Origin of the sequence: Okeania sp. SIO2C2 (assembly GCF_010692625.1) — a bacterium.
Taxonomy (GTDB): Bacteria; Cyanobacteriota; Cyanobacteriia; order Cyanobacteriales; family Microcoleaceae; genus Okeania; species Okeania hirsuta.
The window spans coordinates 39178-57839 of sequence record NZ_JAAHGM010000024.1 but is presented as its reverse complement, the minus strand read 5'-3'; the positions used below and the strand labels follow the sequence as shown (position 1 = coordinate 57839).

The 18662-nt window shown below is 34.6% G+C and carries 13 protein-coding genes; 1 reads left to right on the top strand and 12 read right to left on the bottom strand.

The genetic code is table 11. The annotated features are described in order from the left end of the window. Window positions 1-23: 23 nt before the first annotated feature. The 12 genes from F6K18_RS19715 to patD form a co-directional block, all read right to left on the bottom strand. Window positions 24-1163 (bottom strand): ADP-ribosylglycohydrolase family protein, encoded by a 1140-nt coding sequence (locus tag F6K18_RS19715; protein WP_287523157.1) that lies wholly within the window; start codon window positions 1161-1163, stop codon window positions 24-26. Window positions 1164-2048: 885 nt separating this feature from the next. Then, a complete protein-coding gene (gene aroQ, locus F6K18_RS19710) occupies window positions 2049-2495 on the bottom strand; it encodes a type II 3-dehydroquinate dehydratase (RefSeq protein ID WP_287523155.1) in 447 nt (148 codons plus the stop codon). A 28-nt stretch (window positions 2496-2523) separates the two neighbouring features. Then, window positions 2524-2658 (bottom strand): hypothetical protein, encoded by a 135-nt coding sequence (locus F6K18_RS19705; RefSeq protein ID WP_275670273.1) that lies wholly within the window; start codon window positions 2656-2658, stop codon window positions 2524-2526. A gap of 292 nt (window positions 2659-2950) precedes the next feature. Further along, on the bottom strand, window positions 2951-4216 hold the full coding sequence (locus tag F6K18_RS19700; protein ID WP_287523152.1) for a competence/damage-inducible protein A: 1266 nt from the start codon (window positions 4214-4216) through the stop codon (window positions 2951-2953). A gap of 190 nt (window positions 4217-4406) precedes the next feature. Next, window positions 4407-4568 carry a hypothetical protein gene (locus tag F6K18_RS19695; protein ID WP_287523150.1) on the bottom strand — a complete coding sequence of 54 codons (162 nt, stop codon included), beginning with the start codon at window positions 4566-4568 and terminating at the stop codon, window positions 4407-4409. A gap of 1048 nt (window positions 4569-5616) precedes the next feature. Beyond that, window positions 5617-6675, bottom strand: a complete 1059-nt coding sequence (locus F6K18_RS19690; RefSeq protein WP_287523229.1) for an MraY family glycosyltransferase — start codon at window positions 6673-6675, stop codon at window positions 5617-5619. Between the two features lie 684 nt (window positions 6676-7359). Then, window positions 7360-8637 carry a serine hydroxymethyltransferase gene (gene glyA, locus F6K18_RS19685; protein WP_287523147.1) on the bottom strand — a complete coding sequence of 426 codons (1278 nt, stop codon included), beginning with the start codon at window positions 8635-8637 and terminating at the stop codon, window positions 7360-7362. Window positions 8638-9607: 970 nt separating this feature from the next. Next, complete coding sequence (locus tag F6K18_RS19680) at window positions 9608-9964, bottom strand: hypothetical protein (RefSeq protein WP_287523144.1); 357 nt, start codon at window positions 9962-9964, stop codon at window positions 9608-9610. A gap of 376 nt (window positions 9965-10340) precedes the next feature. Further along, a complete protein-coding gene (locus F6K18_RS19675; protein WP_287523142.1) occupies window positions 10341-11303 on the bottom strand; it encodes a hypothetical protein in 963 nt (320 codons plus the stop codon). Window positions 11304-11702: 399 nt separating this feature from the next. Next, complete coding sequence (locus tag F6K18_RS19670) at window positions 11703-13367, bottom strand: ABC transporter ATP-binding protein (RefSeq protein ID WP_287523139.1); 1665 nt, start codon at window positions 13365-13367, stop codon at window positions 11703-11705. A 1075-nt stretch (window positions 13368-14442) separates the two neighbouring features. Beyond that, the gene (locus F6K18_RS19665; RefSeq protein ID WP_287523136.1) at window positions 14443-15048 is read right to left on the bottom strand and encodes a zf-TFIIB domain-containing protein; all 606 of its coding nucleotides are present in this window, start codon (window positions 15046-15048) and stop codon (window positions 14443-14445) included. Between the two features lie 12 nt (window positions 15049-15060). Then, window positions 15061-15438, bottom strand: a complete 378-nt coding sequence (patD, locus tag F6K18_RS36750; RefSeq protein ID WP_353735122.1) for a heterocyst frequency control protein PatD — start codon at window positions 15436-15438, stop codon at window positions 15061-15063. A 789-nt stretch (window positions 15439-16227) separates the two neighbouring features. On the opposite strand from patD, the gene F6K18_RS19660 reads away from it, so the two are divergent. Further along, the gene (locus tag F6K18_RS19660) at window positions 16228-18495 is read left to right on the top strand and encodes a bifunctional (p)ppGpp synthetase/guanosine-3',5'-bis(diphosphate) 3'-pyrophosphohydrolase (protein WP_287523132.1); all 2268 of its coding nucleotides are present in this window, start codon (window positions 16228-16230) and stop codon (window positions 18493-18495) included. Window positions 18496-18662: the final 167 nt, after the last annotated feature.

The following is an 18662-nucleotide window of genomic DNA, read 5'->3' as shown; positions in this document are numbered from 1 at the left end:
GATGTCTAAACATCATAGAGTTTTCAATATCCACTAGCTTTGCGTGGGCGAGGACGAATTATATTCCTGGCAGCAACTGCTGGCACTATATTTTGTGTCATATTATTTGGGTCATAAACTCCACACCAAACTGCCCAAAGTTTTTTGGCCAACTTCAGAATTTCTGCTTCATTTATTCCCAAAAGTTCTGCTCCCATTTTTTGTCGCCATTCTACAGGAATTCCAGTAGTACTGTTATAAGCTCCTGATAAAGTACCTACTATAGTACAGATTTCGGTTGCCCATTTTGTTCTTGAACCTCGTAATATTGCTAAACTCAGGTCTTCCGGGGTACTGAGGAAGCAGTATAAGGCTAAACAGATAGGTAAGAAAAAAGGACAAGAGATAGAGTTTTCTTGTTCTTCAGAAAATATCTCCTGTCTTGAACAAGATTTAAGATTTTTTGATAATTGAGTTATTGCAGTATCTAAATTTGCTTTTTGATTAATCAATTGTTCTACTTGTCTTAGTTGCCCTACTAATGGTTCTTTTTCTCCAATATAGTCGATAATTTTGGGTATTATAGTTCGGGGATCTAGTTTTTCTGTCAAAGCTTGGGCTATAAGATATCCAATTGCTAAGTTACTTGGATTGATATCTGAGTAATTTTGCCAAACTTTTCCCCATTGCTGTAATTTTTTTTCCAGTTTCAATTCATCTTCGTGATATAGCAAGGTTACTGGCAAGCTTGCTATAACTGCATTACTAGCTGTAGGATAAAATACATCATCTTTATCTATGTAGTAAATATCGGCCAATTCATTATCAAATATCTCTGGAAATTTTTCTACTTTTTTTTGAGAATATTTTACCTGACTTGTTTTGCCACTTTGGTCTTTTTTATTAGTCCAATTATCTTGCCATTCTTCATGAACTTTCTGCCAATCTTTTTGATTAAATTCTTGATTTCTAATTAGGCTATTTGCACAATTAGCTGTAATTTCTCCCCATTTTTGCAATTTTTGTTGATCTAAATCTAGGTTAAATTTATGTTTATTTATCGATATTTTATAATTTTTTCGTTCTTTCTCTGTTTGTTGTTGCTCAAAGTAATAACCTAAATGATTACCTAAAACTGCTCCTAATAAAGTACCTTGGAATTTTGTTAATAGAGAATGCTGCATTATTTATTCATTTCTTCTATAAATTTATTTTTCTTAATATAGGTAATGAGTAGTATAGGTAAATTTAATCAAGTTAGACCTACAGCAATTTTGGAGTTTACGAGGTAAAAAGTTTTACGAGTTTAGGGAATAGGGAATAGAAATTAGTATTAAATTGTAGCTCACGCTTCCTCAAAAGTGCTGTAAGTTTTATATATGCTTTTTCAGACTAACATTTATTCAAAACTTATTTAAGGTCGCTATCTATATTGAATTTTATTATGTCATCTGTACAGATTTATACTATTACTTATTCTCAAAATAAATGTTCTTTATATGAATAATTTAATTCTTGTGACTGGCATTAGATACTGTTTGTCAAAAAAAGATTAAGTAGGGTGTGTGACGGTACCTTTAACATTTATAGAATAATAGTCAGTTTTACTGCCACGCTCTGCTTGCTGTGGGAATAGTGCGTTACCTAACAAGCTTCGTACCATAAACTATCTAATATTTATTTAACAAACACTCTCTTAATATTGATGCCATTAATAATAGTTATTATTGAATAAGTATTATTTTTTATATAAAAGTTGTAAAAAATTTGTTTCTCTGATTCTTTGAGTAATTATAGTATTCTATGATTTGAGCTACATAGTTATTACTTTAATGAATCATTAAAGTTTACGCTATTTTATATATTAAATATTATTGAATAATTTATAGCGGTTTTCAAATAGATAGACTACAGTTGCCAAAGCATCATCCTGCTGTCTGCTCCCTACTCCCTACTCCCTACTCCCTAACCCAAAATAATTTTGTAGTCTACTTAAATGAAAAGTGCTGTAATTGATGTATTTTTTTCAAATATAAAATTTACAGCCATATTTAGATTTAGGCAATTATTTAACTGATACTTTTTTGAAGATAATTAACTATTGCTTTTAACCCTAAAATATAACTTTCTGAACCAAAGCCACTGATCTGACCCACAGCTACTGGTGCTATAAAAGAATGATGTCGAAATTGTTCTCGACGATAAATATTACTGATATGTACTTCTACTGTAGGAATATTAACCCCAGAAATAGCATCCCTAATGGCAATACTTGTATGAGTATATGCCCCAGCATTAATAACTATGCCTTGGTGTTGCTCACTAGCTGAGTGAATTGCATCCACCAAGACACCTTCATGATTAGACTGTAATACGGAGACTTTTACTCCAAGGACTTTCGCCTCTTGATCTAACAGTCCATTTATATTATCTAAAGTTTCAGAGCCATATATTCCTGGTTCTCGCAGACCCAGGAGATTCAGATTTGGCCCATGTAAAACTAAAATGCTAAACAAATAATTTAAACGTTGAATGATAGAATTATCAGCGACGAGAGCGGTCTTTGACTGGAATAGGAATGAGTTCTGGTTCTGGTTCTGGTTCTGGACCTAATAAAGAATCAACCAGCTTGCGAGTCCATTCCTTTAATTTTTCTATTACCTTGTCAATGAAATCCATCAATATTTTATTCCCGCTGAATACTCTCACCTTTTATAGTGAGGGGTAAGCGGGGCGGGTTCTGCCGCTTCCCTTTTCATACAAAAGTTTTGAAAGATTTTAACAACTCAGCCACAAAATGATCAATAGTCATTGTGGCCTTTCGTTTGTTGATCTTTACTCTTATATTAACACTATCTTTGCTGTCGGGGTATATGGCCATTCAGCAACGATTCGGTTAAGTTGTCTTAAAAAACATGGATAAAAATCCACAATTTTATTTATTATCGTTTTATTATAATCAAGTATTTTATTATTGTAGTCTTCCAGCAGATAAATATAATTTTCTTCTCAACAGATCGAGAGCTGTACAGGCACTCACTCTTCTAATCCAATCTCTACTGCGTAAAGCACCAAAGCGGTATTCAAAACTTTCTACCTCACCAGTTATTTTTGCTATACCAATATAAACTAAACCCACTGGCTTAAATTCTGTTCCACCTCCAGGTCCGGCAATACCTGTAATACTGATTCCCCAGTTATTTCCTAACTTCTTCACCACCCCATTTGCCATTTGTTTTGCCACTGCATGACTCACAGCACCTTCCGTAACTAAATCTTCCTGACTAACATCTAACAAAGAAATTTTTACAATATTTTCATAAGCTATAACCCCACCATAAAAATATTGCGAACTACCTGGAGTAGAAGTCAACATACTACCTAAACCTCCACCAGTACAAGATTCGGCCACAACTAAAGTTTCCCCTGCATCTAACAATAATTTTCCTACTACCGAAGCTATAGAGTCATCATTAATGCCATAACAGTCAATTCCTGCAATATCTCGTATTTTTTGTTCTACAGGCAAAATTAATTTATCTGCTAATTCTTGAGACTTAGCACGAGCAGAAATTCGTAATTTTACCTCTCCATAATTAGCATAGGGAGCAACAGTAGGATTTTTCATTTCCAACAATGGGGCTACTTTTTCTGCCAAAGCTGACTCTGCAATGCCCCAAAATTTTAATGTCCGACTATAGATAGTTTCACCACACCAACCCTGATTCTGCATATAAGGTACAGCAGTTTCTTGCCACATTAATTTCATTTCGGTGGGAACTCCGGGAAAAGTCATTATTGTGACATTCGGCATTGGTTGCCAAATAATTCCTGGAGCACTACCAATAGGATTAGGCAAAATACTTGCACCTTGGGGAATTAAGGCTTGTTTCCGGTTACTGGCGGTCATGGTGCGACCCCGATGGGCAAATTTTTTGGTAATATCTTCTATTATTTCTGGTCTTTCCATCAGTGGAGTATTAAAATAGTCCGCGATGGTGGCCACGGTTAAATCGTCTGGAGTCGGGCCTAAACCTCCTGTAAAAATTAATATTTGGGAGCGTTGGGTAGCGATCGCCAATACTTGTTTAATTCTTTCTGGGTTATCTCCTACTACGGTTTGATAGTAATGAGCTATTCCTAATCTTGCTAGTTCTTGGGCTAAAAATTGAGCATTACTATTCAGGATATCTCCTAATAGTAGTTCTGTTCCAATACATATAATTTCTGCAATCATATCAAATGGTAGTCCTAATTTGATGTTTAATTTTATCGCATTTCTCAAATTAATTAATTAGTAAGCATTCGGCAGTCAGCTATCAGCTATCAGCCTAAAAAGGCAGTGCGGACGATAATGGTATCTGGCAAGGGGAGCATTCGGGAAACGCTTTTTAACAGCTATGAGTTATTAACTGATTATCACAAGTTCAGGAGGAATTAGTCTCCAAGGAAAATTCAAACTTATGAATAAATTGGTCGCCTTTAGACAACATTTGTAAGTTACTACGTTTCAAAACTTTTTGCGCAGCATTCCGCACCGAAAAGCTGAATGCTAATAGCTGAATTCTTACATTAATTACTACAAACAAAGCTAATACCAGTTTAATAAATATTTGCTACGAATAGTTAGGCTATTTCTTAGGAGTCAGGAGTCACAGGGGAATTGCTTCAATACCAGTTTGAACGGTCATAAATTCTCTTTTTTGTCAAAGGTACATTTCCTGCGAAATCTTTTTATCGCACTTATTATTCGTAAAATTATTTTTTCAAATTGGTATAATAGGTTAATTTAAATATTGCTTGATTAACACTTGAAAGTTAATACTAAATTTCAGATGTAGTTACCTAGAAATATAATAAAATTTCAAAAATAATTGACCGAATATAAGCGATAAAGACTAAAAAATCTACATTTTATTGAGCCGGGGAGTAGGGCAGTAGGGACGTTGCATACAACATTCGTAAAGAGAGAATTAAACAGAAGAATGATTAATATGAAATACGTTAATGTTTACTACCAAAGATTGATCGGGAGATGGGGAGGTGGGAGATTCGTATATTTGCACAATTTTTTGTATTTCATATAACATTAACTGGGCTGCTAATTGGTAAAAAGTTTATTTGACCTGTATTAATTACTTAATAGCTGAAGTGTTACCTAAATTAGGCATTAATGCATGGGAATTGGTATTAATTTTGCTTAACTACTTACTGTAAGATTTTATTTAGCGATCATTCTCATAGCAATAATAATTAAGTAATTAACACTAGCCTGATCACCTTTTTGATCATTAACACCAATTTGATAAATGTTTGCTACAAATAGCTAGGATATTTCTTAGGAGTCAGTGGTAGGGGAGCTGTCGGTAGGGCAACGTACAGAATAAATGGATTTAATACCAGTTTTTAGGTCTGAATTTATCTTTTCAGTCCAAGAGACATCTTCTATCAAAGTAGGGGCGAATGGCCATTAGCTAGCGCACAACTACGTTAACGCCCTTACTGCCCCTATTATTCGTAACATTCTTTTTTCACGCTTGGTATAACACCCTAAGAGCACATTAATTATTATTATGTTTACTTCTCCCTCATTACCCCCACTCCCTCACTCCCCCATTCCCCTGCTCAATAAAACATTTAAGCTTGTTTGTGTTTCCACACTTTCCAACTCGTATAAACCAGTAAACCTGTAGCACTAAAAGCATAAATTGCGCCACTAGGAATACCAGAAAAAGCCATAGCTAAACTTCCTACCCAAAGTGTTAATGAATAGATAAAAAAAACTGTTAATCTTTGAGATAAACCAGCATCTAATAAACGATGATGAAGATGGCGTTTATCTGCAATAAAAGGAGATTTACCATTTCGTAAACGGTCTAGAATTACAGCAGACATATCAATAATTGGCACTGCTAGTATTAGATATGGCAAAAGAACAGAAGTAACCACAGTAGTTTTCACTAACCCTATTACTCCTACTCCTGCTAAAGTAAATCCTACATAATAAGCTCCTCCATCCCCCATAAATATTTGAGCTGGATTAAAATTATAACGAAGAAAACCTAATGTTCCACCAGCTAAAGCTGCAGCAATTAAAGCTGCTGCTGGTTGATCCATAAATATACTTACAATTAACATCACAAAAGCTGCAATACCAGAAACACCAGCAGCTAACCCATCTACACCATCAATCCAATTAATCGCATTTGCCATCCCTACTAACCAGATAACAGTTACAGGCCAGCTCAGAATATTAATATGTACTAACCCATAAAAAGGAATTGTCAGAAATTCAATTTGTACTCCTACTATCCAAGCCATACTAGCAGCAATAGTTTGCATGAATAACCGAAATAAGGGAGATAAAGCAAACAAATCATCTGCTAAACCAATTAGAAAAAAAGCTAAACTACCAATTGTTACACCCCAGATTTCAAACTCTTTTTCTGGAGGTAAAATATTGCCATTAGTATCTATAAATCCTCCTAACCACCAAACAACTAAAAGGGCAATTAAGCTACCAATAAAAATAGAAACTCCTCCCAAACGTACCATTGGCTGTTTATGAATTTTTCGACCACCTGGACTATCTACAAGTCCAATTTTTAAACCAATTTTGCGGATAATTGGTGTAATTAAAAGTACAACAAAAGTTGAAATTATTAAGGTAATCAAATGGTACAGATAATGAGGTATCTGAAGTAATGGGGGGTTAAAAGTTAATAAGAAATTATTAATGTGGTCTAGCATTATTAGGATATTTTGCTACTATATAAAATATAAATAATTGGATATAGTTATAAAAATACTTGAATTTTTGCTCGTAAAACCTTTGTCTAAATTCCATATATAGTGGGCTTAAACTATAGTGCTACGGTAAATATAGTATTTTATGCCGATAAATTAGTCTTTATCTATAATGGTAGAGACATTGTATTGAACGCCTCTACTAATGAATATTGCAATATACAGGTTGGGGATTAAATCTAGTCTTTTAATTTGCTAGTAGCTCAAGACTAGAAATCAATCCCAAATTGGAAGTTACCGATTTACGATACTTATGTAGGGCTTGCTGATTAAATCTAAAAGCATTGACATATAAAGACAAGTGCCTTTTTGGGGTCGAATTGCAGTGCACCTATTTCAGTCTAAAACGCTCAAAAAGCTAGTATTTTAGGCGCATAGTTGGGCAGAACAATCTTGGGACAAAACTTAGCTCCTACCTCCTCACTCATTCCCATTTCTCCTGTCTCCTGTCTCCTACCCCAGCAAAAAGACTTTCCATAAGCAAACCCTATGTATAGTCGCTAAAACTATAGCGCTATACATAAAACCTCAACTTCTGAAAAATCCTCTCCTCAATTGTCCATCCAAAATTATTTAGACTAGACTGGGAACCTTAGCCATGAGATGAGGATAGAGGGGAAAGCGATCACACAATGATGCTACCTTATCTCGACACATTTGAGCTACCCCTTCATCTGCTGGATTGATTAATCGTTCAGCAATAATATCGCCTATTTCAGTAAATTCAGCAGCTTTCATCCCTCGACTTGTCATTGCTGGAGAACCCAGTCGGAGACCACTAGTGACAAAAGGAGACTCTGGGTCAAAAGGTACAGTATTTTTATTAGCAGTAATATTAACTCCACTCATCAATTTATCTGCCTTTTTCCCTGTCATACTTACTGACCTTAGATCCACCAACATAACGTGATTTTCCGTACCACCAGAAACTATTTTTAATCCGCGTTCTTGCAGTTGAGTTGCTAAGGCACTAGCATTTTCAATCACTTGGCCGGAATAAGCTTTAAATTCTGGCTTTAATGCTTCTCCGAATGCTACTGCTTTAGCTGCAATAACGTGTTCTAAAGGACCTCCTTGAGTTCCAGGAAATACTGACTTGTCCAGCTTTTTCCCTAATTCTGGGTCACGGGTCAGGATTAAACCGCCTCGTGGCCCTCTCAAGGTTTTGTGAGTAGTAGTTGTGACTACATCGCAGTAAGGAATGGGGTTAGGATGGTGACCCGTTGCCACTAAACCCGCAATATGAGCAATATCTGCTAATAAATAAGCTCCAACTTCATCAGCGATCGCCCGGAATTTCTCAAAATCAATTATTTGAGAATAGGCGGAGTAACCACAAATTAGTAGTTTGGGTTTATGTTGCTTTGCCAGTTCGAGAACTTGGTCATAATCTATGGTTTCTGTTTCCTGACTGACACCATAATGATGAACATTGAACCATTTACCAGAAACATTAACTGGGGAACCGTGGGTCAAATGTCCGCCGTGGGATAAGTCCATTCCCATAATTGTGTCCCCCGGTTTTAACAAGGTAAGGAATACGGCAAAGTTAGCTTGGGCACCTGCATGGGGTTGTACATTGGCATGGGCAGCACCAAATAATTGTTTGGCACGGTCTATAGCTATTTGCTCAATTTCATCTATAAATTCACAGCCACCGTAGTAACGTTTACCTGGGAGACCTTCGGCATATTTGTTGGTGAGTACGGAACCTTGGGCAGCCATTACTGCTGCTGAGGTGAAGTTTTCACTGGCAATTAGTTCTAGGTGGTCTTGTTGCCGTCCGTATTCTTTTTGAATTAGTTCGGCGACTAGGGGGTCAGTATCGGCGAGAAAGTTAGCGTTAATCATGTTGTATATTTTTTGGTCTACATTAAAAGTATATGCTCCACAATAGTAGATGGAAATTTTGTCTCATCAAAGGTTTGAGACTACTATTGCGTATAGGCAAATAGTAATGAATAATTTTTTAGTTTCTCATTTACGATAAGTTATGGATTTTCTCTCGGTGGAGCCTTCTGAGTATTTTGAGAGAATGATAGTAGGTGGAAATTTTGTCTCATCAAAGGTTTGAGACTACTATTGCGTATAGGCAAATAGTAATGAATAATTTTTTAGTTTCTCATTTACGATAAGTTATGGATTTTCTCTCGGTGGAGCCTTCTGAGTATTTTGAGAGAATGATAGTAGGTGGAAATTTTGTCTCATCAAAGGTTTGAGACTACTATTGCGTATAGCAAAATAGTAATGAATAATTTTTTAGTTTCTCATTTGCAATAAGTTAGTGATTTTCTCTCTGTGGAGCCTTCTGAGTATTTTGAGAGAATGATAGTAGATGGAAATTTATTCTCATCAAAGGTTTGAGACTACTATTGCGTATAGGCAAATAGTAATGAATAATTTTTTAGTTTCTCATTTGCAATAAGTTAGTGATTTTCTCTCTGTGGAGCCTTCTGAGTATTTTGAGAGAATGATAGTAGGTGGAAATTTTGTCTCTACAAAGGTTTGATACTTTTCCCTATTGAGGTTTTGTTTTTTAGGGAAAGGTTTTGCTAAATTTTACCTGAAATTAGGAGCAAATAATCTACCTAATTTTTGAGTCCTAAAAAGCTAGTAATTAAGTTACAAAGTATGTGCCCTATACTGACAATTTTCAGTATGAAGCATCAGTATGGGGAACAGAGATTTAGTTTATGATATTGGTCATCTTAATATTTTACCAGTCGAATTATTTCTAAAGTATTTACTGTGTCAACTATTCGTAAATTAACAACGTGCCTTATAAAGATTATCTTGCAAAATCCTATAACCACAAAAACCTTTATGGATTGAGTAAACCTTCTATAAAAGAAGACATAATATTAAACAGAGGATTATCTACAGCTTCCTGTAGAGCAGTTATGCCACTAGACTGAATTGCACTGACAATTCGCTCTTTCATATTTGGATTTTTCTCTATAGCCTCCACAGCTTTAGTAGCTACAATGCCTTTCTGACTGAGAGTATTGGTAGGATATTTTTTTGCAAGTTGCTCTAGTAAATCTTGAATTTCCTGTGCAGCTTCAGCGAGTGTTTTCTGTTGTTCAGAGTTATAGTTATATTGTTTGTCAATACCAACTTGTTTTCCATAAATAGAAGCGTTTCCTTGATTAGTGAAATTGATTGTGTTATCTGGCATAACTTAGATTTCCTTTGTGAACTTAACCTTGACTAATTTTTAGTTTAACCTATTCAAAAAAAGCTTGTGTTTTGTTTTTTTCTTAAAAGAAATATTTATATGAAAACTATCTTCAGCTTTAGCACTTATCTTTGAGCTTGCATATAATCCTAACTGGACTATCAAAAATAATTGGAAAAAATTCTAAGACTACAGGCATTCCAACAAAAAACAAAAATAATAAAATTACAATTCTATATACTATTGGTGTTTTACCAATTGTATTATTTTTGCTAGTTTTTTTTGTGAAGTTATTTTGTTCAGCACGCTTTTTTTGCTCTGCCCGCTTTTTTTGTTCTCTCTTGTAAACCTCGGCTATATATTCATTTTCAGTAATTTATTCGTAAGCTCTATATGTTAGTTGTTTACCATTTTGTTTTTCCCATAATTCAATTAGGGAAAATGCTAATAAAGCTAGACGTTCCTGTTTTTCAATGACATCTTCAATGAGGCGTTCAACCAATCTTTTTTCAACTTCAATTCCCAATTTTTGAGTGGGTTTTTCTATGACTTCTCTTAGTTGGTTTGACTTCATTTGTCCTAACGTAATTCCATCTTTTTTCAAGACATCCGCTAAAGGTTTATGGAACTCAGTATTTTCTAAAAAATTTGTTCCTATTGCAGTAATTAACTTTGTTGACAAAAAGGATTTTTCTGTGGAGTTTTGAAATGTTTGTAAGAGAGTATTAATAAACTTGTATCGGGTTTCACCATCAGTACAAAAAGTGTAGAGTTGTTCAAATTGATCTGCAATAATTAAGATACGATTCCCTGGATTTTTCTGCTGTATTTTATCAATAATTTTTGATAACGAAGTAGTTTTATTTTCAAGTGAAGATTTTAGTTTCTTTGTTTCAGCTTCTAATTCTGTTTGATCAATTTCTGGAATATAGAGTGGAACTAAAGCTTGAGCAAGATTATAAAAAGGGTCTTCTCTAGGACGAAAAAATGTAAATAGCCAATTTTTTGCTTTTGCTAATCGCGGAATTAACCCTGCTAAAATCACTGAAGATTTACCACTTTTTGATTGGCCTAAAACTGGAATAAAATTATTGTTTTCAATGGCTGTAATAAGTTTTTTTAAAAATTCATCTCTACCGAAGAAATATTCAGCATCCTGTGGAAGAAAACTAGACTCCTTATAGGGAAAATTAACATCACCTTTTTCTAAATAAAAATTGAGATTTACAATAACATTATTTTGAATACCAATACCATATTGGTTTCCATAATTTATGGAGTTATCTTGATTAGTAAAATTAATTTTATTTGATGCTTTTGCATCATTTTGTGTAGCCATTAAACTTGGAAATTAAGAGCTAGTTTTTGAAGAATAAGCCAGTAGGATAAATTCATAAATTACTTCTACAAGAATCATAATTAGGGCTTACTGAATAAAGTTAAAAGTCAGGATAGCTTACGGTAATTGAGCTTTTTATATTCAGTTTATCTCCAAGTTTATGGCTCTTATTTACCTCAAAATACTGAAATTTTCTGCTGAAATTCAAGAAAATTTCTTCACATAAAATGGTCGAAACCGTTGCCTGTTCCCCCACAAATCGACCCGTCTGGTGCGTCTGGTGCGTCCCCGTGTCTTACTCCCACCAGCCAATTTTTTCAGCAGACCCTAATTAAGAGTGTGAGCTAAACCCAAAAAAGAAGATAAAATTTTATAGCTCAAAACCTAGCTTTGACAATATTAAACATTTGATAATAGTGGAGCGGCACTCAACAATGTCTGAGTATAAGAATGTTGAGGATGATTAAATATTTCCTCAGTTTTCCCCTCCTCCACAATTTTTCCACTATTCATAACAGCAATTCTGTCACAAATAAATCTAGCCACCCATAAATCATGGGTAATAAATAAATAGGTTAAATTTAATTCTTCTTTTAACTCCAACATTAATTCCAACACTTGAGTTTGAATAGTAGCGTCTAACATACTCACAGGTTCATCACAAATAATCAGTTTTGGATTAGTAATTAAAGCTCTGGCAATAGCTACCCTTTGTTGTTGTCCTCCAGATAATTCTGAGGGGTATCTTTTGCCATATTCTGCGACTGGAGTCAAACCCACCTTTTCCAACATTTGCTCCACTTGAATTTTAGCTTCCTCTACACTAGCCAAATTATGGATAAATAGGGGGTCAGCTATTATCTGGTCAACAGTCATCATGGGGTTGAGACAAGCAAGGGGGTCTTGAAATATCATTTGCATTTCGCGACGGTAGGGTTGCAATGCTGATAAAGAGAGATTCGTTAAGTCTTTGCCTTGAAATTTGACTGAGCCAGAAGTAGATTTAATTAGCTGTAAAATTGTCCGAGATAGGGTACTTTTACCACAACCAGATTCTCCTACTAATCCTACTATTTCCCCAGGATAGAGGTCTAGGTTAACTCCATCCACTGCTTTGATAAGTTTACTTTTTCCAGAAAATAATAACTGCTCTATAAAATTACTTTCTAAGGTGTAGTGCTTCTGTAAATTTTTGACCTGCAAAATTGGTTTGAGGGTTTTGGTAGCTTCTGTTAATTCAGATTTTTCTGGTTGAATTTGAGCAGGAATAGATTCAACTACTTGAATATGTAAAGCAGCTTCAAACAGAGATTTGGTATATTCATGTTGCGGATGGTGGAGAACTTGTTTAATGGAACCTATTTCTACTATTTCACCTCCATACATTACAGCAATACGGTCACAATATTCTCCAACCATTGCTAAATCGTGGGAAATTAATAGTAGGGAAGTCTGACGCTCTTGGCAAAGTCTGGTAAGTTCTTGTAAAATCTGAGACGCTATAGTTACATCTAAGCTAGTAGTAGGTTCATCCGCAACAATTAACTTAGGGTCCAATAGTAAAGCAAGAGCGATCGCCACCCTTTGTCGCATTCCTCCACTAAATTCATGGGGATATTGAGACCAACGACTGGCAGGAATATTTACTGCTTCAAGAGTTTCTGTAGATTTTTGTTGTGCCTGAGATTTAGATATATTGGGTTGATGAGCTTGAATTGTTTCTACACAATGATCCCCAATAGTCATTAATGGATCGAGGCGAGTCATGGGGTCTTGGAAAACTAATGCTACTGCTTCTCCACGAAATTTTCTCAGTCGAGAGGGGTTCATCTCAAATATGTATTCTCCCCCAAATGTTATAGACCCCTCAACTTGTACTGATTTAGGTAATAATCTCATGGCAGCACGTCCAAGAGTAGATTTACCACATCCAGATTCTCCCACTAATCCTAATTTTTCACCTGGTTGAAGTGCGAGGGAGACATCATTTACTGCCCAATGAGATTTTCCACGTTTTTCTGGATAAGCTACTCGTAGATTTTTTATATTAAGTAAGGAATTCATTTATTATTTCGATTTACGATATTTGCTTTATTCAACAATTAATAATTAACTAATAGAAATTTTATGTGAAGCTGCACACAATTATGAAATTTATTAACTTGTCTGTGTTAATATACTCATCTCAATCTTATCTCTCAATCTGCATCAAAGGATACTCTATAAACTGGATTTAGTATAACAATTAATAATGAAAAATTACCTATTTTTCAAATAATAGTATTGGAAAACTGATTGTTTTGATTTATTTCTTATTGAAAAAAATAGTAAGCATTTCCTGCGGAATGCTGCGCAAACAGCCATTAGCGATCAGCTTTCCTCCTCCGGAGGAACTACGTTAACAGGAATTAGTAGTTTGAGTATTTGAGTAATATTGACTCGTCAGTAAGTAGCCAATTTATTTCAGACTTTTAATTCTGTTAAATATTTCAACTCTGATTCCTCTTTCAAGGGCAATTAAGTTAATAACTGATTGCTGATTGCTGACACCTTAATGCTTACAAAAAATATAGTTTATAGAATATTTTTAGCAATTATTTGTATGAAGTAAAAATATATTATTAGCTATTCACCTATCTTCTTGCTATCAATCAAGAATATATAGTAAAAATTCGTTAATTTGTATAAATTTAGTTTTAGTTAGGAGGTATTAGCTCAATATTTAACAATAAATTATCCCTGATTATTCAAAGTAAAATAATTGGCTAAAAGTAAATTTTTCTATTTTTTTTTAAAAGAGGGGTTACAACTTAAATTATTAACACTTAATTATTTCATTATTCTATAAATTAGTCAAGCAAAAATAATTGTATATTTGATGATTGAGTAATAGCGAAGAAAGATGATTTTTAGAGCTACTACTTAAGCAAACAAGTATATTTTTTTGCCTTACTACCTACTTCCCTATTCCTCTACTTCCTATTCCCTACTGAAGAATATTAAATTAATATTGCACAGGTATTTAAAACTTTATAAGTTGATTTATAACAGTCAAAGGAAAGAGCGCAGACATATCAAAAACTTAAAACTCAGACAACGCAATATTTTTTCTTCTTCCTTCTTCCTTCTTCCTTAAATATTAACTCTGACTCCCTAGACTAAATTTCCCATTTAACTCCTTTCTTTTATTTTCAAATCTGCGTAACATATAAGTAGCAGCACAATCTCCATGAGGATTATCCTCTAATATATCTGCTAATTGAAAAACATACTCAGCTATTTCTTCTCCCAATTTATCAATAATAGTCTGACGATTAATCATTTCTTGTTGATGCTGACGCACCTTAGTTTGCCATCGACGAGAAAACATCTCATGTATTTTTGTATGCAGTCCAAGGGATTCTAAAATTTTCCACTCTTCAGCATTATCAAACCAAATACCACCATCATGTAGACAACGTTCTATATAGAAAGGTTGTTTAACATTTATTTTGATGCGTGATAAATAAGTACCACATTCTGGACATAACCCCGCTTTACCATCAAAAGGGGAGGGGACAAAATCTTCAAATTGATTATAAGGTAATATTTCTTCTGGGGCATACCATGAGGGTAAACTGTCTAACCAAGCTTCATAATTTTTTCCCGACATCCAAAAACCTTTAGATTCTGGGCAATATTTTACCGGGATAATATCGTTCAAAACGGCATCTTCTAAATCTACATCGTACTTGGGACTTTTCATCGTAATATTTTCCTAATCCTGTGTTAATTTTGTTTTACTAAGTATATTCCTGCAATAGCCTGTGAGGGTTTTTAGACGGTCTTTAATAGTGGCCAATCTTGTTTGTGTTGTTTGAGGGTTTCGAGATGCTTGCAAAAAGGTTAAATCTACGTATAACAGTCGAAGCTCCTTATGCATCTCTGTTAGGTAAGACTTTACCTGGAATGCGATAGATCGATCTAGTTCTAAGTTATCTAGACTCATAATCTTAATCTCGAAAAACTGTTGGATTTCTTTCCTCATGGCCGAAATTTTTTCTGGCTCCAGATTTCCTTGGGCCATAAGTTCTTGTAACTGATTCAGCAGTTGACTGAATTTTTGATATCGTTGATTATGCTCCTTTGGTAACATAATATAAATCAATTAAATTTGTATATATAGCAATTCCCAAGAAGCGTGAGGTAGGCGCATTCGTAATTTTTAGGCAGTGGGGAGCAGTAATTCGGGAAACTTGGGAAACAAGGAATAGCGGTGGGACCCCGCGTCGGCGACAGACGCAAGCGGTCAGACCCCGTGTCGCCGTCAGGTGCAAGCGGTCGGACCCCGCGACGACGCCAGTCGCAAGGGAATGCCGACCAAGAGAGGGAATGCCGACCAAGAGAGGGAACGCGCACCAAGAGATAAAAGAAGAAAAACAACTGTACCTCAGTCACTTGAGAAAGACTATATTATTAATGTACAAGGTAATAATATAGGATATTCATAATCTCAGTAAAGTTGCAGAATTAGTTTTAATTGTTCTGTAAATTAATGTCACTCTACGATTACTGATTTGATGAGTATTTTTGATAGTTTTTTAGAGTCATAATCTATTTATACTCAAGAGTAATTATGTCTTCAATTATTAAGTTATATTGTAGATATTCGTAGACATCAACCCCCGATTTGATAATATAATCTTATCCCAATGATTATACATAGTTTTCCATATTTTTTATCAGAATTAAAGTATAAGAGATAACAGATAATCTCATAAAAGCTGTAACTATAAAGTACAAAGCTAATTGAAATTAAGACCGCTTTCTCATCAACTATAAATTGATAATTTAGGTTAAGAAAAGACCGAAATATAACTCTGGCATCTCTAGTCTAAATTAGCTAAAGAAACAACCAATTAACCTGATTTATAAACTAACTCCTATGAAGACAAAAACTCTAGCACCTAAACCTGTACTTTCATGTGTAATTCCTGACTGGCTACAAGAATGCATAAATAGTAAAAATAACAGCGATAATTTAACTAGCTGTTCGCTGGATACAGCCTTAATCTGTCAAGCATTTGAATTGGCTTATAAGTTGCATGAAGGGCAATATCGTAAATCAGGAGAACCTTATATATGTCATCCTATAGCTGTTGCGGGATTGTTGAAATATCTCGGTGGTGATAGTGCGATGATTGCTGCAGGTTTTCTACATGATATTGTTGAAGATACTGATGTAACTATTGAAGAAATAGAACAAAAATTTGGGTCGGAAATAGCTTTATTAGTAGAAGGTGTAACAAAGCTTTCTAAATTTAATTTTTCTAGTAAAACAGAGCTACAAGCTGAAAATTTTCGTCGGATGTTTTTGGCAATGGCAAAGGATATTAGAGTAATCGTTGTTAAGTTGGCAGACAGGTTACATAATATGAGAACTCTGCAACATTTGCCACGTCATAAACAGTTAAGTAAAGCATTAGAAACACGGGAAATATTTGCACCTTTAGCAAACCGTTTGGGAATTGGTCGAATCAAATGGGAATTAGAAGATTTATCTTTTAAATATATAGAACCAGAAGCTTATCGAGAAGTTCAAGAATTGGTAGCAGATAAAAGAGCTGACCGAGAGGCTAAACTGTTAGAAATGACAGAAAATTTACGACATAAATTAGACCAAGCAGGAATAGAATGCTACGACATTAGTGGTCGTCCTAAACATCTGTATGGAATTTATCGGAAAATGCATTTCAAACAAAAAGCATTTCACGAAGTTTATGATATTGCCGGACTAAGAATTATTGTGAATAAAAGAGAAGATTGTTATCGAACTTTAGCTATTGTTCATGACTCTTACCGCCCCATTCCTGGAAGATTTAAAGACTATATTGGTCTGCCAAAACCTAATCGTTATCAATCATTACATACAGGGGTAATAGGTAATGCAGGTCGCCCTGTAGAAGTACAAATTAGAACTGTAGAAATGCACCATATTGCTGAGTATGGAATTGCTGCTCACTGGAAGTATAAAGAAACCGGATCGAGTCATACTAAAATTAATGCTGAAGATGAAAAATTTACCTGGTTAAGACAGTTATTAGAATGGCAAAGCGACTTGATAGACGATCAAGAATATTTGGAAACTATAAAAGGTGATTTATTCTATGAAGATGTTTATGTATTTACACCAAAAGGTGATGTAATTTCTCTTAAACAAGGCTCGACTTCAGTAGACTTTGCTTATCGTATTCATACAGAAGTGGGAAACCATTGTACAGGGGCTAAAGTGAACGATCGGATTGTCACTTTAGATACTCAATTAAAAAATGGTGATATTGTTGAAATATTAACTCAAAAAAATGGGCATCCTAGTCTAGATTGGCTAAATTTTGTTGTTACTGGTGGGGCGCGAAACCGGATTCGTCAGTGGTATAAACGCTCTCATCGGGAAGGAAATATATCTAGAGGAAAAGAATTATTAGAAAAAGAATTGGGTAAAAAAGGTTTTGAATCTTTACTCAAGTCTGAGCAAATGCGACTTATTGCTGAGAGATTTAATTACCATAATGTGGAAGATTTACTAGCAGCTTTAGGTTACGGTGAAGTAACTTTAAATTTAGTAGTTAATCGGTTACGAGATGCAACTAAAGAAGTCACACAAGTTGAGAAAAATTCAGATATTTGTAAAGAATTTTCTGAGCATAAATCTACTTTAATGCTACCTCGTCCAACTCAAACTTCATCTTCAGATAAATCTCATCCCATTGCTGGAGTTGAAGGTTTAATGTATCATTTGGCTGGTTGTTGTAATCCAATTCCAGGTGAACCTATTATTGGTAGTGTAACTCGCATTCATGGTATTTCTATTCATCGTCAAGGTTGTTCTAATGTGGAAAATGTACCCGGAGAAAGGTTAGTTCCTGTTAGTTGGAATTCTACTAATGAAAATCAAGGAAGACCTCAAACTTATCCAGTTAATATTTGTATAGAAGTGATGGATAGAGTGGGAGTTTTGAAAGATATTTTGTCTCGTTTGATGGATAATAATGTTAATGTCCAAAATGCTCAAGTTAAAACAAATCCCGGTCACCCAGCAATTATTAATCTATGTATTGAAGTGAGCGGTCGTCAACAATTTGAAAAGACTTGTACTCAGATTAAAAATATGAGCGATATTTTGAATTTACGTCGTCTTAGTCAAGTTGAATAGTTTTTTTAAGGAAGAAGGAAGAAGGCTTTAGTTATCTAGGAGAGAAGGAAGAAGGAAGAAGGCTTTAGTTATCTAGGAGAGAAGGAAGAAGGAAAAAATAATTCTATGGCACCTGACTTAACGAAGTCAGAAGTCAGAAGTTAGAAGTTAGAAGTTAGAAGTTAACC

Bases quoted from the DNA above. Each gene is read 5' to 3' on its own strand.
- F6K18_RS19715 (WP_287523157.1), bottom strand. From the start codon at position 1,163: ATGCAGCATTCTCTATTAACAAAATTCCAAGGTACTTTATTAGGAGCA.
- F6K18_RS19705 (WP_275670273.1), bottom strand. From the start codon at position 2,658: ATGGATTTCATTGACAAGGTAATAGAAAAATTAAAGGAATGGACTCGC.
- F6K18_RS19700 (WP_287523152.1), bottom strand. From the start codon at position 4,216: ATGATTGCAGAAATTATATGTATTGGAACAGAACTACTATTAGGAGAT.
- glyA (WP_287523147.1), bottom strand. From the start codon at position 8,637: ATGATTAACGCTAACTTTCTCGCCGATACTGACCCCCTAGTCGCCGAA.
- F6K18_RS19680 (WP_287523144.1), bottom strand. From the start codon at position 9,964: ATGCCAGATAACACAATCAATTTCACTAATCAAGGAAACGCTTCTATT.
- F6K18_RS19675 (WP_287523142.1), bottom strand. From the start codon at position 11,303: ATGGCTACACAAAATGATGCAAAAGCATCAAATAAAATTAATTTTACT.
- F6K18_RS19670 (WP_287523139.1), bottom strand. From the start codon at position 13,367: ATGAATTCCTTACTTAATATAAAAAATCTACGAGTAGCTTATCCAGAA.
- F6K18_RS19665 (WP_287523136.1), bottom strand. From the start codon at position 15,048: ATGAAAAGTCCCAAGTACGATGTAGATTTAGAAGATGCCGTTTTGAAC.
- patD (WP_353735122.1), bottom strand. From the start codon at position 15,438: ATGTTACCAAAGGAGCATAATCAACGATATCAAAAATTCAGTCAACTG.
- F6K18_RS19660 (WP_287523132.1), top strand. From the start codon at position 16,228: ATGAAGACAAAAACTCTAGCACCTAAACCTGTACTTTCATGTGTAATT.